The following is a 15,782-nucleotide window of genomic DNA, read 5'->3' on the forward strand; positions in this document are numbered from 1 at the left end:
GGAAAAACCAGAGTTATTCTGTCACTAGACCAAAGAGAGTACTTAAGTACTTTTCTTTAATCTGAAAAAGCAGGCCCCCCGCGCATAGGTGCGGGGAGCCTGCCTTGTTTAACCGTTAGGGTCTAAGAAACTTAGGCTACGGTTGAGGGGTCAACGGGAACGCCAGGACCGAAGGTGGTGGCGATGGTTGCCTTTGAGATGTAGCGGCCCTTAGCTGATGAGGGCTTGAGGCGGTTAACCTCTTCGAGAGCTGCTTCGAAGTTCTCGGTCAGCTGCTCAGCGGTGAAGGAAGCCTTACCGATGATGAAGTGCAGGTTTGAGTTGCGGTCAACGCGGAAGTCAATCTTACCGCCCTTGATGTCTGCAACTGCCTTAGCAACGTCCATGGTGACGGTGCCGGTCTTGGGGTTGGGCATGAGGTTACGGGGACCCAGAACCTTACCCAGACGGCCAACCTTGCCCATCATGTCAGGGGTTGCAACTGCTGCGTCGAAGTCGGTCCAGCCGCCAGCGATCTTTGCGATCAGGTCGTCTGAGCCAACGAAGTCAGCGCCAGCAGCCTCTGCTGCCTCTGCCTTATCGCCTGCTGCGATAACGACCACACGGGCGGTCTTACCGGTGCCGTTGGGCAGGTTGACGGTACCGCGTACCATCTGGTCTGCCTTGCGAGGGTCAACGCCGAGTCGCAGTGCGACCTCAACGGTTGAGTTGGGCTTGTCTGCCGCGATGTCCTTTGCTACTGCAATAGCCTCGGCGGGTGCGTAGAGCTTACCCTCTTCGATTTTGGCTACAGCTGCCTGGTACGCCTTGCTGCGCTTTGCCATCTGCTTTTCTCCTTTGCAGGTGTGGTCTCGGTGAGCCGCGCTCGGCTCTGCCACATGTCTCCCGGGCGGGAGACTCTAACAATTGTCTTTGGGTGAGGTGCGAACCTCGGTTCCCCTGTGTTTCAGGGGTGGAAGGGTTTTAGCCTTCGACGGTGATGCCCATGGAGCGGGCGGTGCCGACGATGATCTTCGCTGCGGCGTCAATGTCGTTAGCGTTGAGGTCTTCCATCTTGGTCTGGGCGATTTCCTTGACCTGATCCATGGTCAGTGAGCCCACCTTCTGGGTGTGGGGTACACCAGAGCCCTTGGCTACGCCGGCTGCCTTCTTGATGAGCTGGGCTGCCGGAGGGGTCTTGGTGATGAAGGTGAAGGAACGGTCCTCGTAGACGGTGATTTCTACGGGGATGATGTTGCCGCGCTGGGCTTCGGTGGCTGCATTGTAAGCCTTGCAGAATTCCATGATGTTGACGCCGTGCGCACCGAGTGCGGGGCCAACGGGAGGCGCAGGGTTAGCGGCACCTGCCTGGATCTGCAGCTTGATGAGGCCTGCGACCTTCTTCTTGGGAGCCATTTGTATTTGGTCCTTTTCTTAGCTGGTGGACCGGCACACAGGAGTATGCACCGGGCGGTGGTGCGGCCATGGCGGCGGCTGCACCGCGTGTGGACGCACCGGCGTGGGTGCGCACATACAGTTCTCTATCCTAGTACGGTCTAGACTTTTAAGCTATTGCGAGCGGGACGCCGGGGCGTGGGTGCTTGCTCACAGGCGGGCAAGGGATTCAATGGGGTCAATCTGGGAGGCTTTTCGCGCCGGGTAAATTCCGGCCAACGTGCCTAGTACCAGGCCCACCCCTGCACCCATACCTATCACCGCAGGGCTGATAATAGGAGTCCATGAATTATAGAGACTAATAAGGGCAATAGCGTTGATAGAGACGATGAGCCCGGCAAAAGAACCTAACAGGCTGGTGATAATGGTTTCGACCGCCAGCTGCAGGGTGATACCCGCTGGCTTTGTGCCAATGGCCAGTCGTAGACCTATTTCTTGACGGCGTTCCATAACCCCCACCAGAAAAGTATTCATGGTGCCTACCGCACCGATAACCAGGGTAATCAATGACATGGCAATCAGCAGGGCTTTTTGCTGTTCATTCACTGCCTTTTTCAGGGTTTCAGGGGCAGGGGGAACACTGGCACTATAGGCAGCGGGATTATTCGGTGACACTGCATAGGGGGCTTCTTGGCCTACCTGTTGGGCAGCTCCCGGTTGAACCCTCAGAACAATATCAAATGACGTGCTCTCAGGGTAGGTAGTTGTGCCTAATGGAAGGTAAACAGCGCCATAGTAGGACCCAGAAGCACTGTTCTCGGTGACTACTCCAATGACCGTGACCGGGGTGCCCTCCAGGTAGATGACGAGGCCCTCTTGCCAGTTCACACCAAGTTTTTTGAGTAGGCTCTGACCTACCACGGCCACAGTCTCGCCGCGTTCATTGTGCCCACTATCAAAGAGACGGCCTTGAACCAGGTTTTGTTCCTGCACCGCAAACACAGTTTCTTGAGCTGCAATAACCGGAGCCGATACGCTAATTTCACTGTAAAGGCTGGACTGAGTCTCCATTACATCGTTGATGACACGGTAAGCCGCTTGTCCGGTCACTCCATTCAAGCCGGTTAATTTCTGGTAGCTGGGGCTATCTACCAGGATTTGGGCTTGCTGAGCAGACAGGGGCTCCTGCCCGCTGTAGTGCAGAGTTACTTTTTTAGCCTGGTATATATCGAAAGCATCTGAAACCTGCCCGGCAATAGTGTTGGAAAGTCCCACAGTCAGGGTGAGCGCCGCAACGCCTAATGCTACTCCCAGCATAGTAAAGAAATTACGGCGCAGGCGGGCAAAAGTTGACTGCCAGGCTTCGATAAGGGCGGGCTTGACCCAAGGAAAACGAGGCAGGCTTTCTATCGTAGTCTCTCGAAGGATCTCGGTTTCTTGCTGAGCTTCCATGGCGGGGGCAGGCAGCACACTCGTAGTGTTTTGTTGAGGAATCTGTTTTTGCCCCTCGTGGGTGTGACTCGCTGGCTGGCCCACCTCAAGAATCATGCCATCTTCTATATAGAAACTTCGGTCGCAGCGGGCGGCGATGGCAGGATCGTGGGTAACGACCAGAGTGGTCTGTTTTTCTCCAGTTACTTCCCGTAAAAGATCCATGACCTCATGGGAGCGTTTCTGGTCCAGAGCACCTGTAGGTTCATCGCACAGAAGTACTGTTGGGCGAGTGACTACCGCACGTGCAATAGCTACTCGTTGTTTCTCACCGCCAGAGAGAGTTTCTATAGGGGCAGTTGCCCGGTGCGATAGTCCTAACCTATCGATAACTTCTTGGGCTTGGCGGCGACGTTCATCTCTAGGAATCCCCTGGTAGAGCAGGGGCAGTTCCACATTTTCTAAGACATTTTTATGAGCAATCAGGTGAAAGGACTGGAACACGAACCCCACTTGAGAGAGCCGGATATCTGCTAGGTGCTTAGCTTCAATCTCAGAGATATCGGTTCCGCCCAGGGTATAGCTACCAGAGCTCGCCTGTGCGAGGAGTCCCAGGATATTAAGCAAGGTGCTTTTACCTGAGCCTGAGGTCCCCAGCAAGGCCACGACTTCCCCCTCCTGAATGGTCAGGTTTATCCCGTGCAAGATTTCTAGGGGGTTGTCGTCGGAGCCAAATTGCTGGCGAATCTCACGAGTTTCGATGAGGGGACGAGCGCTCATGGCGTACCGGTAGAGATAAGGACCTGGCTACCTTCGACCAGACCAGTGTTAGAATCTGCCTCAATCATGCTGAAACCTTTGGCGCTGAAGGTTACCCGGACTGTAATATCTCGGGTTTCGTCACCTTCTTGGAGCTTAACGGTGCTACCTTGCTCTGTAGTGTAGATGGCGCTGGAGGGAATAACCAGCCCGGGTTGAGGAGATGAGCTAAGAATTAGCTCCGCATTGAAGCGACTCAGTCCATCTAAATCACTCTCGGGTACCTGAACTGCAACATACGTGGTATCAGTGTCTGTTCCTGCTTGTGAATTTGGTGCCACTACCTGAGTCTCCGAACCTGAGTTGGAGTTTTCTGTACTTACTTTTTCGTTCCTGACTTCTACAGGGTAGGTCACAGTCTCACCAGTATTGAGTCGCAACCTTTGGCCGGTCGCTACTTCTGTACTGAGACTCCCTCCGGTTTGGTTGCAAGCTAGTTCTTTCTGCCCAGAGCTAAGCAGGGCCAGAGGCTCAGACTCAACGGCACCGGTTGAACGGGGTGTGGAGATAACGGTTGCGTAGTCGTTGAGCACAATAAAGGAACTGGCGGGAATGGCTTCCTCGGTGTTCAATGGCTTGTAGCCAAAGTGAGTGTAGAGCACCCCAAGAGCCCGATATGTCTCTTCTGTGACAGTATTAATATCAGAACCAACGCGCGGGAGCTGGTATCCCATAGACACCAAAGAATCATTGAGTAGCTTTGCGTCGGGCCCCTGTGCGCCAAGTGTCATGTCACGGTAGAGGGAAAACCCACCCAAAAGTGTAAAGACTGGGATGCCATTAACCTCAGCAACCAGATTCCCATTGCCCAGCTCTTCGCCCTGGACAATATCTACACTGGTGAACTGAGAGCCGGGGTCTGCCTGGGTGACGGTGAGCTCTCGCTGGTCGGTGTAGTCAACCGAGCAGACCAGAGGCAAAGTGTTCTCCAGGAACCGGTTTTCTACGCTAGCAGTGATGCGACTAGCTTCTGGAGCTTGCGCTTCGGCGGCCTTCTGCTCGCTGGTTTTGAAGGAGGAAGCAATGTAGACGGTCACACCAGTAACAACCATACAAAGCAAAGTCAGCAAGACCCAGATTTTCTTGTTTATCATATCTTATTATTTTCCCAGGATTTCGGGAGCGTTTTTCTCGGCAGTCTGTTTAGCCTGGGTTAGCTGGTCGATAATGCCTTCATTATCGGTTAGGAAGGTGGTCAGGTAGGCGTTGAGAATTTCTGTGGTGACTTCTTCGTAGTTTACTTCCTGCCGACATTGGGCATCGTACATAGCTAGTTGGTGTGAATCCATGCTGGTGTCTACCGAGGCCAGGTCCGGGGTTTGTATTTCGATTCCATAGTGGTCTTTCATGCAGGCCGACCAGCGCTGATTTAGTTCCTCCTGTTTGGAATCCATCTGAGCCGCTCCTATATAGGGTAGGGGAAGATTTTGAATACCGCTTTCAAAAAGCACCCCAGCTTCTGCGCTACCAAAGACAGCCTTGTAGGACTGGGCTAGGCAACCGTCGGCGGCAATTGCCCCGGGAATGCCTTCTACTACCACACTGCCGTTTTCTGGGTTCCCCCTGTAAGCTTCCAATGCTGTATCGTCAACAAGAGGAGCTTGCACTTCTGTGTTAGGTTCTTGCGATAGGTAGCCATATTGTTGGGCATCTTCGATACTGAGAGCTTTGGGCGAGAACTGGGAGCGAATATCAAAGGGTTGGTTGAGCTGCCCGGGCTGCCAGGTAAGGCCCTGATCGCTGAGGCATTGGCTTATGGCTGCCTCCTTGGCCTGTTGGGCAGCAGGGCTCATGCTAAAGAGAGTATTGATTTTTTCGATAGCCTGGTTATCGACCTGACTAGCAGCTTTAATCTCTGTTTCAGCTACATCGACCGACTCATTTTCAATAGCAGAACAGCCTACTAAGCCAATAGAAGCTACCGCTATAAAAGATAAAGTCTGAAATTTCGCCATCATTCCACATCGCCCTTGATTCTGAAAGTTTTATTATTTATATCTGCCTGGCGCCCTTCACCATATATATCAGGGAAAGACACCAGGCTGGTTATGTTGATTCATACGGTGTGAGCTTGGCCCGCTGTATGCCTAGTACGCACTCTGTATATAGAACAAGTTTTAAACCTGCTTTACAAAATCCGCTTTATCACCGAAGTTAGCGTTGGTATGCAGGTTATTTTCGTACCAGCCAGCTGGCAGAACCTGACCTATGAATTGCTTACCGTTCCGCCATTCTCCAATACCCATTGAAACCCAACGGTTGGCGTTAACCCATGAAGAGGCCTTATCGTGCAGTTGACCGTTGAGATCGGTGTAGGCCGCAAAGCCACTAATATCTTGGCGGGATCCACCAAAGCCGATATTGGCGTGCACACAGACCGTAGAGGTCGGACAGTGAAAAACAGCGGCCTGGCTAGCCGGAGCAGTTGCGGTAAGAAGCCCCAGACTAAAGCCCGCTACTGCAACAAGCCCCCCAGGTGGTTTTACGTGAAGACATTAGCCTTCATCCTTTCTCTCAATTCATAGTAGACATCGTCGCCTAATAAGATTAGGTATCTTTGCTTAACAAGATTTAGAGTGGCACAAAACACTTTTTGATGTCAATACCCCTAACCAAAAAATCGCCCCCTACCAAAAGGCAGGAGGCGATTCCCTTATAGACCCCAGAGGGCTACATCTTGGTGACCTGAGAGAAATTCAAGGTCACGGGAGTCTCGCGCTCAAAGACGGAAATCAGCACAACCATAGACGAGGCAGCGGCGTTAATCTCTGAGATGGTAGCCGGCATGCCTTCAAAGGGGCCGTCTTTAACGGTAACAGCTTCACCAATCTCAAAACCGGTCTCCACCTGAGGTTCAGCCTTGGGTGCGGCACCCGCCTCAGCCTGCTCAGCTTCGAAGACCGGGGCCAACATGGCAACAATCTCATCAAGGCGTAGCGGAACCGGGTTGTAGGCGTCCTGCCCAACAAAGCCCGTCACACCGGGGGTATGGCGCACAACGCCCCAGGTCTCATCGGTCAGGTTCATACGTACCAGGGCGTAACCGGGAACACGCACACGGCGAACCAGCTTCTTGGCGGTGTTCTTAACCTCCATGACCTCTTCCATGGGCACCTGAACCTCGAAGATATCCTCTTCAGCGTTCATAGTTTGCGCACGGGATTCAAGGTTGGCTTTCACCTTGTTCTCGTAACCAGCGTAGGTGTGAATGACGAACCACTCCCCCTCCTGGCGGCGGAGCTTAGCCTTGAACTCATCTAGCGGGTCAGTGACAGGTTCACCAGCTTCTTCAGCGGCTTCTACCTCTTCAACAACCTCGGCCGCTGCAACCTCTACAGCCTCGTGGGCGTCTTCGGTTACCTGCTCTGCAGGTTCTACAACCTCGTCGGCCTGCTGGGGCACTTCCTGCTCGGACACGCTTTGCCTGCTTTCGTCACTGGGTTCTCTACGGCGCTTGCTGCGCCCTTGGGTTCACATAAGATTCTAACGGGTTTGGCCGCCGGGCGACCTAGTCTATTGCAGCTAGTTCATACCGTTGCCAAAAATCCAGAAGGCTCCCTGGCCAAAAACATAATCAAGGCCTGAGATAAGAAGCAACATGAAGGCAACAAAGAAGAGCACAATAATCACGTACTGCACCAGCTCTTTACCGGTGGGAGTGGTAACTTTTTTGAGTTCTGCGATGACTTCACGTAGGAACCGGAAAATACGACCGAAGAAGCCTGGCTTCTTCTCTGTATCTGTTTTGGCAGAACCGGCGGTCCTAGTGGCGATTGATTTAGCCATGGGAGGCCCGCCCCTTTCTAGACTCATCATGAACGCGCTCGTTCACTTTGACAAAACACCTGTGAGGCTTGAAGCAGGGCGGACAGGACTCGAACCTGCAACCTGCGGTTTTGGAGACCGCTGCTCTACCAATTGAGCCACCGCCCTTTGAAGGGAGTTCCCTTCAAGATACAGCCGCTACACCTCGTGGGCACAGGCCTGTAGTCATTCAATTGCGAACAACGCTATCCACTGTAAAGCATATTTAAGGCTTTGGCAATTTGCAGGGTAGAACACACCTTCTCACACCCACTCTACCGCCTATACTTGAAAATAAGGGCGCACCGGGCCTGGGCGTCCACGCCGCAAACTATCACCCACAGCCCCTGCCGTAGATGCAGGGCGGAAGCGAGAACCTCCCCATGACTGCCCGCATATCACGCCGTATTGGCGCTATCGCCCCCTCTGCCACCCTCGTTGTTGACGCTAAAGCCAAGGCTCTCAAGGCGCAAGGACGCCCGGTCATCGGCTTCGGCGCAGGCGAGCCAGACTTCCCTACCCCCGGCTACATTGTGGACGCTGCCCGTGAAGCCCTCAACGATCCGGCCAACTTCCGCTATACCCAGGCTGCAGGCCTGCCCGCTCTCAAGCAGGCCATCGCCGAAAAGACCAAGCGTGATTCGGGCGTTGAGGTTGACCCGGCCCAGGTGATTGTGACCAACGGCGGCAAGCAGGCCGTCTACCAGGCCTTTGCCACCGTCATTGACGAGAGCGATGACGTCCTGTTACCCGCCCCCTACTGGACCACCTACCCCGAGGCCATCCGTCTAGCGGGCGGCAACCCTATTGAAGTCTTCGCAGGAGCCGACAAGGAATACAAGGTCACCCCCGGCATGCTGGAGGAGGCCTATACTCCCGCCACCAAGGCCCTGATTTTTGTATCTCCCTCTAACCCCACCGGCGCGGTCTACACCCCCGAAGAAACCAAGGCCATTGGTGAGTGGGCTCTGGAGAAGGGCATCATCGTGCTCACCGACGAAATCTACGAGCACCTGACCTATGACGGCGTGCCCTTCACCTCCATCGTTAAGGCCGTCCCTGCCCTGGCTGAGAACACCGTTATTCTCAACGGCGTGGCCAAGACCTACGCCATGACCGGCTGGCGCGTGGGCTGGATGATTGCTCCGGCTGATATCACCAAGGCAGCAACTAACCTACAGTCCCATATGACCTCCAACGTCAATAACATCGCGCAGACGGCAGCTCTAGCTGCTGTTTCTGGTTCACTCGATGCCGTCAACGAGATGCACGCGGCTTTTGATCGCCGCCGCAAGACCATAGTGGAAGGCCTGAACGCCATTGAGGGCGTCCACTGCCCCACCCCCAAGGGCGCCTTCTACGCCTACGCCGACGTCACCGGCCTGCTGGGCAAGACCATTGCGGGTAAGACCCCGCAGACCTCCGCTGAGCTTGCCGAAATCATTCTGGAAGAAGCCGAAGTAGCGGTTGTTCCAGGTGAGGCTTTTGGCCCCTCCGGTTACCTGCGCCTCTCCTACGCCCTGGGCGATAAGGACCTGGCTGAGGGTCTGGCCCGTATGCAGAAACTGCTGGCCACGCAGAGTAGTTTGCCCGACGCCGGCACATCCCAGCGATACGCAGGACGCCCCTTTGCCGACTAGCCTTCTTGCTGGTTCGCTGGCGCTCACAAGCAATTCATGCCAGCCCCAGCCAGTCGGCTTCAGGGGCATCCTGCGCACCCCATGGAGGCACCAAGTAAGCGCGGCATATGAACTGCAAGCAAGCTGGCTCGGCGGCTGGCGTGAATCGCATCTGAGCGAAGCGAAGCTGCGAGAGGGTCGCTTGCGAAGGTTCATATGCCGCGCTATCCGTACTACCCGGAGCGCCAGAACCAAGTACCTCTCCCGCCCCTAAAGTCGTGTTTGACTCTTACTCAGCGACCCAAAACATACAGCGCAACCTACCCCACAGCTACCCAACACAACCCCTCTTGACTACAATAGAAACCAACAAAGACCCACATGTTGGGCTGCTGGCTAGAGCAGGAACCTACCCGGGTCGTCACACCCATTCCTTACCAGGAATAACACGAGGAGTTTCTCCATGAAAATCGGTCTGCTCACCTCCGGCGGCGACTGTCCCGGCCTGAACGCCGTTATCCGCGGTGCCGTACTCAACGGCGTCAAGACCTACGGCGATGAATTCGTTGGCTTCCGTGACGGCTGGCGCGGTGTGGTCGAAGGCGACTATATGGATCTACCCCGCACTAAGGTTCGCGGCCTCGCCCGAACCGGCGGCACCATTCTGGGCACTTCACGCACCAACCCCTTTGACGGCCCCAAGGGCGGTGCTGAAAATATCGAAATCATGATGGAGCGCAACGGCATTGATGCCATCGTCGCTATCGGCGGTGAAGGCACCTTAGCTGGCGCCAAGCGGCTGGCCGATGCGGGTCTGCCCGTAGTTGGCGTCCCTAAGACCATCGATAACGACCTGCAGGCAACCGACTACACTTTCGGCTTCGATACTGCGGTCTCCATCGCGACTGACGCCCTGGATCGTCTGCGTACCACCGGTGAGTCCCACCACCGCGCCATGGTCGCCGAGGTGATGGGCCGCCATGTAGGCTGGATTGCCCTGCATTCGGGTATGTCAGGTGGCGCTCACGCCATTCTGATTCCCGAGGTTAAGGTCTCTATGGAAGAGGTCGCAGGCTGGATTAAGGAAGTCCACGACCGCGGCCGTTCACCTTTGATTGTGGTTGCTGAAGGCTTCATTCCCGAGGGCTTCGACGACGTGCTCGCCGGTAATGGCCAGGAGAAGGACGGCCGCCCCCGCCTGGGCGGTATCGGTAACTGGGTTGCGCAGGAGCTTGAGCGCATCACCGGCATCGAGACCCGTAATACCATTCTGGGTCACATTCAGCGCGGTGGTGCCCCCACCGGCTTTGACCGTGTGCTCTCCACCCGCCTGGGCATTCAGGTTGTCGACATGATTCATGACAAGGAGTGGGGCAAGATGGTTGCCATGCAGGGTACCGAAATCAAGCGTGTTGACTTTGCTGAGGCCCTCAACGGCCTCAAGACCGTTCCCCTGCACCGCTACGAAGAGGCCAAGGTCCTCTTCGGCCGCTAAACAACAAAGCTTAAGCATCAGAAGCCGCCTGCTCTTACCGAGGTACGAGGTAGGCGGCTTTCTACAAATGCCCGGTGCTCAGATGAAGCTTATTCAAAAAACCATCATGATGGCGCCTCAAGACTCAAGCTCGTCACTGGCCCTCTCGCCTGATTCGCTTCGATCATAAGGTGATTCACGCCAACCCCACGTCAACGGCAGCGCTATGAGTCTGAAGCTCCAGAGTAATTTTGAATAAGCCTCATTGTATGATTTCTCTTCTACACAGGACTCCTTGACTCCTTGACTCCTTGACTCCTGGCGGGATTGAGTCACCTTTCAATCCCCTAAGCGACCTCATAAGTAATTAATATCTCAAAAAATCATTGACACCGTGAGGAGAATAATGGAGTATTGAGGCATGATTATGAACAAATTATACAGGGGGAGCCTCATACTAGCTCTCGTAACAGCCCTTATCTCACCAGCTCAGAGCCATGCAACTGTAACTGCACCCGTAGACTCAACGCAACCTACGCAGCAAAGTATAGCTGTTGATATTCCTGCAATACTGAGTGGCAACTCATATCTCGCCACCCCCCAAGAACTACGGGATTTAGGTTTCGACGAACAAACCATTCAGGCTCAACAATCAGCTATCGGGTCAATACCCACACCAGCAAAGATTAAAAACCTGCAAACACTTTCAAGCCAGCAAAAAATCACTCAGGACATCAGGACTCGCTCAGATGAAGTTCCTTACAATCAGCTAAACCGTTACAACACCGTAGCGAGTTCGCTTCGTAGCACATACCAGGTCAGGACAGACCGAGGTGCCCTACTTCAGTACGCTAACAAGGGGGTCTTCGATGTAAACATCAGCGGGGTTATGTCTCTGTCACCAGGGCGAAGCAAAGCTCGGTCTCTTTACCGCCCGCCCATGACCCCACTCCCTTCTGCACTATCGTGGACTGTCTGGAGAGAAAATACTAACCAAGAATTTTATTTCGCACCAACAGTCTCCAATTACGGACACAACGTTTATCCGACTGTTGTCAAAATAGAGCGGTATGCATTAGGGTAAGCAAGCACATAAGCAATAAGTTGCTTAGCTTCTTCATTAAACATCCCATTTACCAGGTTTATTCATAAGCGGCACCGCAGTCTTACGCTCATTGCGGCTCTCTCACCTGATTCACTTCATCCACTATAGCGATTCATGCCAGCATCCAAACCAGTAGTTTTGCTGTAAATCCACTTCATCGCCCTTATGAATAAGCTTATAAATTTTAATCGTTATTAATCTAAATTACCAAAAAGTTTTAATCAGCGGAAGCCTAACTATCTTAAATAAATTATTTTCAATCAAAGTTTAACTATTCAGATATTAGGATAACATATGTCAGATCCGAAAGTTTTAGAAGCACAAAAATGGGCTAATAGTACTTATTCACATGTATCTCACTATAAAAATTGTCCCGAAAATGGGAAAACTGGTTGGGCTACGATGCATTCACTACTATATGGTTTGCAACATGAGCTAGGAATTCAGACTCTAGCTGCCGCATTTGGACCTTCGACAAAATCAAGGTTGAAAAACCTTGGGCTAATTGGTGTTGGATGGAATAAAAATAAAAATATTATTAGAATAATCCAGCATTCACTCTTTTGCAAAGGCTACTGGGGAGGTGACACTAAAGCTGGAATATTTGATTCCATAACTGCAGCTTCCATTATGAAAATGCAACACAATATGGGGCTTGAAAAATCTGGTCAAGTTTCTGCTGAGCTATTTAGATGTTTGCTTAATATGGATGCTTATACACTCATGCCAGGTGGAAAATCAAAAATACGCGATATCCAAAGATGGCTAAATAGTAGGTATAACCTTAAAGAAAATTTCACTATTGGACCGGCTGATGGAATATATTCAAGAGACGTCCAAAAATCTCTTATGTTAGCGCTTCAATATGAACTTTCGGTACCATCGCCTACAGGAGCATTTGGACCTGGAACACAATCTGCTTTAAAGAAAACAATGCTTAGAGAAGGATCAGAGGGAATTTTGGTCCAGCTATTTTCTGCTGCTTGTGTTTTCAATGAGCCTGTACCATCAGATATATCTGTAGCTGCTGGAAGTTCTGATCAAGTTTATTCTTCATTTAAATCCAAATGGGATTCAAATTTAACTATTTTTGTCAAAAATTTTCAAAAGTTTTCACAACTACCTGAAACTGGACATTCAGATTACCAGACATGGGCACAGCTTCTAGTCTCAATGGGGGATGCGAATCGTAAAGTAGAAGGATGCGACACCCGATTTGAAATTACAGATGCGAAAGCTGAGTACTTAAAACAATCTGGCTATAAAGTAATAGGTCGTTACTTATACAATCCTCCAGCCCTTGAAGGATATATTGATCTAAATAAAAATATTAAACCAGGTGAATTAGATAGAATATTTAAATATGGCATGAGCGTAATGCCAATTTTTCAGGACAATGGGAGACGCTTAGAAGATTTTACTTACGAAAAAGGGTACCAGCATGGCTTAAAAGCACACTCACTCGCTGAGGGATTTGGGTTTAACTGGGGGACTACAATCTATTTTGCAGTTGATTACGATGCAACTCAGGAAGACATTAGTCGTAATATAATTCCATATTTCCGGGGGGTTGTATCTGCACTTACAGAGAAAGGTAACAAATATTATCATGGTGTCTATGGGTCAAGAAATGTATGTATTAATGTAACTCAGTTTACTTATGCAAGATATTCATACGTTTCTGGAATGTCCTGGGGATTTTCGGGAAATCTCGGCTTTCCACTACCTCAAAATTGGTCTATGAACCAAATCTTAGAAACATCAAATATCCCATCCAAGGATGGAAATTTCGATTTAGATAATGTAGATTGGCGTAGGATAGGGGGAGACCCTGGACAATCAACAATTAATGCTCCCAAGGTTCTAGCTTCTGATTTTGTTAAAAGTATCAATGAATTATATCAACTTGCAAGCAAGTTTTCAAATAATGATACTAGTTACTCAAATTCACTTGTTTGCCAATACTATAGGAAAGACAATTACAATGATTTGCAGTGGCAAGCCATACTTGGTGAGAGCAATAAATCGTTTATAGATTTCGCTGATTTCAAGGGCATCAGTATTGTAGAGAATGTAATTGACCCTGTAACTGGATATCCAATAGATACTCAGCATCTCATAGCTTCTATTCAGGGCCATCTGAATTTTACTGTACCCGACCAAAGAAAATTGATAAAAGTAAATGCAGGTGATCTACTCGGATGGGGCGGAGATTTATTAACATTTTATAAAGAATGGCGTAGAAATATTGATAGTTATCCCTCAGGGTATAAATTTTGTATCGACAATTTAGGAACCCCCGGCTATAACTCTAGTTTTGGGTTTTCTGATTTGTTATGTGACGCGGATGCCTTGTATATTGCAACCCAAATAAATCAAAATAAACTTCCAATAAATACTGTAATCAAAGACGTCTACAGTAATAATAATCGCAAAAATCGTTTTATAGATTTCTGGAATACGCGCTTTATCAACGCAGAAAATGCAAAAAATATTGTTTCTGACATGCTAATTTCACATTACGACCCTGTTATCGTTTTCGCAAGAACCTCCTTCGCTTACGGAGTAATATTACCGGAATTGTTAGAAAAGGACGTGCTAGATGATTTCGTGCAAGGGTTTGTAGATGCATTATTAATAAGATGTGGTATTGTGTAATGAATAAGTGGAAGGTATTAGTTTTTGGTTTTATCTGCATATTAACAATAATAACAGCGATTCTTTTCATATCTGGGGCAAGATTTAGTTATATTTTTGACATTAACTACTCCTGCAAAACAGCAGGCTTTGACGATCTTCATACACCTCAGCCAAATACGCTATACCCTGTTCAAATTATTTGCAACCCAGGAGAAGTAAATATTTTTCCTCTTTGGATTAATTTACTTTTACCCCTATCATTTATACCATCCATACTCTTATTTATTTCTATATTAAAGAATTCCAAAGGTGATTAATTATGATAGTAGACAGACGTACTTTTTTAACAATTCCTCCGATTTCGATTTTTTTAAACCTAGGATTCGATAGTTCATTCGCCTTAGACAAAGATATAATTACTTCAGATAATGGGTGGCCGTTACTTACTGCTGCTAAGGAGTTACAAGTTGAGGGCTGCGGTGCGCACGTGACTTTAGCTGAGGGTATGCCTTCCAATATTCTTAGCTATGTCCTAAGAAAATGGAACTACGAGGTGGAGCCCTTAGAACACGGGGAAATTATATCATTTTCTTCATACGATGGTGATTTAAATAGCTACAACAATAATTATCTTTCAGGAACTGCTATTTACATTCAAAAAGATAAATTCCCTCCTGGGAGTCTAGATTCATTATATCCTAATCAAATTTCTGCAATTCGCAACATAATTTCTAAATTGGGAGATTCAGTTATTTGGGGTGGTGATTTTTTAGTCCCAGAACCTGGATATTTTCAAATTAAAGGTGGTCCTGACAGCCTTATTGTTGAAAAGGCATCCATTGATACGTCTAAACTACTTTTAACCGATAAAAATTATAATTTTGACTTAAATTAAATAGATAGTCAGCAATTCTACATTCTTAACCGTTATGTTAAAATGCGTGAATATCTATAAAGAAATCTCGTAAATCTCCTTGCGTGAAGATGTACCCAGAAATATTCATCAATTAAATTCATTGTGATCAGATTCCATACATCTTAATAAATAAATCCTAATTCGCCTCGGATTTCATCTTTATATGTTTAGCCTACCCCGAAGGATAGATCTATGAAAAAATTTTATCTTCCTCTATGCACACTTATTCTTATGTCGACCGTTTCAGCATGCTCTTCTCAAACCAGTGCCGCGCCGCCCGCTGAGGCCCCAGCTACCAGCGTCATGGAGTCCCTGCCCAGCATCGACCCCTATGAGCCAGTAGCTGACGAGGCCCAGGCCTTAGCCCAACTCACCGAACAAGAAATCGCCACCTACCACGACATTCTCTGTTCAGGCAGTTCTTTTGCAGAACTAGAAGATATTGCCACCGTCGACAGCATGACCCAGGAAGAAAAAATCCAAACTGTGCGCTCCATCAATGATGCCCCAGCTATCGTGCGCCAAATCAGCGATAACAACAAGAATCTCACCGGTAGCGAAGGCAACCTGCAAAAGCCCCGGCCAACCGTATGTAGCTAG

At 49.9% G+C, this 15,782-nt stretch carries 13 protein-coding genes and 1 tRNA gene; 5 read left to right on the forward strand and 9 right to left on the reverse strand.

Annotated features, from left to right (window positions below):
* Positions 1-131: 131 nt before the first annotated feature.
* From rplA to L6966_RS09230, 9 genes are all read right to left on the reverse strand, one after another.
* On the reverse strand, positions 132-824 hold the full coding sequence (gene rplA / locus L6966_RS09190; RefSeq protein ID WP_237233269.1) for a 50S ribosomal protein L1: 693 nt from the start codon (positions 822-824) through the stop codon (positions 132-134).
* A 139-nt stretch (positions 825-963) separates the two neighbouring features.
* Complete coding sequence (rplK, locus tag L6966_RS09195; protein WP_083090845.1) at positions 964-1,395, reverse strand: 50S ribosomal protein L11; 432 nt, start codon at positions 1,393-1,395, stop codon at positions 964-966.
* A gap of 189 nt (positions 1,396-1,584) precedes the next feature.
* Positions 1,585-3,585, reverse strand: coding sequence for an ABC transporter ATP-binding protein/permease (locus L6966_RS09200; RefSeq protein WP_237224759.1), 2,001 nt, complete (start codon positions 3,583-3,585; stop codon positions 1,585-1,587).
* On the reverse strand, positions 3,582-4,718 hold the full coding sequence (locus L6966_RS09205; RefSeq protein ID WP_237224758.1) for a hypothetical protein: 1,137 nt from the start codon (positions 4,716-4,718) through the stop codon (positions 3,582-3,584). The genes L6966_RS09200 and L6966_RS09205 overlap by 4 nt, the downstream gene beginning before the upstream one ends.
* Before the next feature lie 6 nt (positions 4,719-4,724).
* Positions 4,725-5,582, reverse strand: a complete 858-nt coding sequence (locus tag L6966_RS09210) for a hypothetical protein (RefSeq protein ID WP_237224757.1) — start codon at positions 5,580-5,582, stop codon at positions 4,725-4,727.
* Between the two features lie 159 nt (positions 5,583-5,741).
* Positions 5,742-6,068: a peptidase inhibitor family I36 protein gene (locus L6966_RS09215; protein WP_272878616.1), complete on the reverse strand. Its 327-nt coding sequence runs from the start codon at positions 6,066-6,068 to the stop codon at positions 5,742-5,744.
* Positions 6,069-6,294: 226 nt separating this feature from the next.
* On the reverse strand, positions 6,295-7,041 hold the full coding sequence (nusG, locus tag L6966_RS09220) for a transcription termination/antitermination protein NusG (protein WP_237224756.1): 747 nt from the start codon (positions 7,039-7,041) through the stop codon (positions 6,295-6,297).
* 105 nt (positions 7,042-7,146) lie between these two features.
* Positions 7,147-7,410 carry a preprotein translocase subunit SecE gene (secE, locus tag L6966_RS09225; RefSeq protein WP_237224755.1) on the reverse strand — a complete coding sequence of 88 codons (264 nt, stop codon included), beginning with the start codon at positions 7,408-7,410 and terminating at the stop codon, positions 7,147-7,149.
* A gap of 74 nt (positions 7,411-7,484) precedes the next feature.
* Positions 7,485-7,557: transfer RNA gene (locus L6966_RS09230), tRNA-Trp, on the reverse strand.
* A 254-nt stretch (positions 7,558-7,811) separates the two neighbouring features.
* Between L6966_RS09230 and L6966_RS09235 the strand changes: the two genes are divergently transcribed.
* The 5 genes from L6966_RS09235 to L6966_RS09255 all read left to right on the forward strand — a co-directional run bounded on the left by L6966_RS09235 (position 7,812) and on the right by L6966_RS09255 (position 15,782).
* Entirely contained in the window at positions 7,812-9,068 is a 1,257-nt protein-coding gene (locus L6966_RS09235; RefSeq protein ID WP_237224754.1) for a pyridoxal phosphate-dependent aminotransferase, read from the forward strand.
* Between the two features lie 442 nt (positions 9,069-9,510).
* Positions 9,511-10,542, forward strand: coding sequence for a 6-phosphofructokinase (locus L6966_RS09240; RefSeq protein ID WP_083090837.1), 1,032 nt, complete (start codon positions 9,511-9,513; stop codon positions 10,540-10,542).
* A gap of 1,378 nt (positions 10,543-11,920) precedes the next feature.
* Positions 11,921-14,284 carry a glycoside hydrolase domain-containing protein gene (locus L6966_RS09245; RefSeq protein ID WP_237224753.1) on the forward strand — a complete coding sequence of 788 codons (2,364 nt, stop codon included), beginning with the start codon at positions 11,921-11,923 and terminating at the stop codon, positions 14,282-14,284.
* 301 nt (positions 14,285-14,585) lie between these two features.
* The gene (locus tag L6966_RS09250) at positions 14,586-15,161 is read left to right on the forward strand and encodes a hypothetical protein (RefSeq protein WP_237224752.1); all 576 of its coding nucleotides are present in this window, start codon (positions 14,586-14,588) and stop codon (positions 15,159-15,161) included.
* 252 nt (positions 15,162-15,413) lie between these two features.
* Positions 15,414-15,782: a hypothetical protein gene (locus tag L6966_RS09255; protein ID WP_237224751.1), complete on the forward strand. Its 369-nt coding sequence runs from the start codon at positions 15,414-15,416 to the stop codon at positions 15,780-15,782.

Origin of the sequence: Rothia nasisuis (assembly GCF_928381405.1) — a bacterium.
GTDB lineage: Bacteria > Actinomycetota > Actinomycetes > Actinomycetales > Micrococcaceae > Rothia > Rothia nasisuis.

Excerpts from the sequence above, each read along its gene's own strand:
- rplA (WP_237233269.1), bottom strand. The coding sequence starts at position 824 with ATGGCAAAGCGCAGCAAGGCGTACCAGGCAGCTGTAGCCAAAATCGAA.
- rplK (WP_083090845.1), bottom strand. The coding sequence starts at position 1,395 with ATGGCTCCCAAGAAGAAGGTCGCAGGCCTCATCAAGCTGCAGATCCAG.
- L6966_RS09200 (WP_237224759.1), bottom strand. The coding sequence starts at position 3,585 with ATGAGCGCTCGTCCCCTCATCGAAACTCGTGAGATTCGCCAGCAATTT.
- L6966_RS09205 (WP_237224758.1), bottom strand. The coding sequence starts at position 4,718 with ATGATAAACAAGAAAATCTGGGTCTTGCTGACTTTGCTTTGTATGGTT.
- L6966_RS09210 (WP_237224757.1), bottom strand. The coding sequence starts at position 5,582 with ATGATGGCGAAATTTCAGACTTTATCTTTTATAGCGGTAGCTTCTATT.
- secE (WP_237224755.1), bottom strand. The coding sequence starts at position 7,410 with ATGGCTAAATCAATCGCCACTAGGACCGCCGGTTCTGCCAAAACAGAT.
- L6966_RS09235 (WP_237224754.1), top strand. The coding sequence starts at position 7,812 with ATGACTGCCCGCATATCACGCCGTATTGGCGCTATCGCCCCCTCTGCC.
- L6966_RS09240 (WP_083090837.1), top strand. The coding sequence starts at position 9,511 with ATGAAAATCGGTCTGCTCACCTCCGGCGGCGACTGTCCCGGCCTGAAC.
- L6966_RS09245 (WP_237224753.1), top strand. The coding sequence starts at position 11,921 with ATGTCAGATCCGAAAGTTTTAGAAGCACAAAAATGGGCTAATAGTACT.
- L6966_RS09250 (WP_237224752.1), top strand. The coding sequence starts at position 14,586 with ATGATAGTAGACAGACGTACTTTTTTAACAATTCCTCCGATTTCGATT.
- L6966_RS09255 (WP_237224751.1), top strand. The coding sequence starts at position 15,414 with ATGTCGACCGTTTCAGCATGCTCTTCTCAAACCAGTGCCGCGCCGCCC.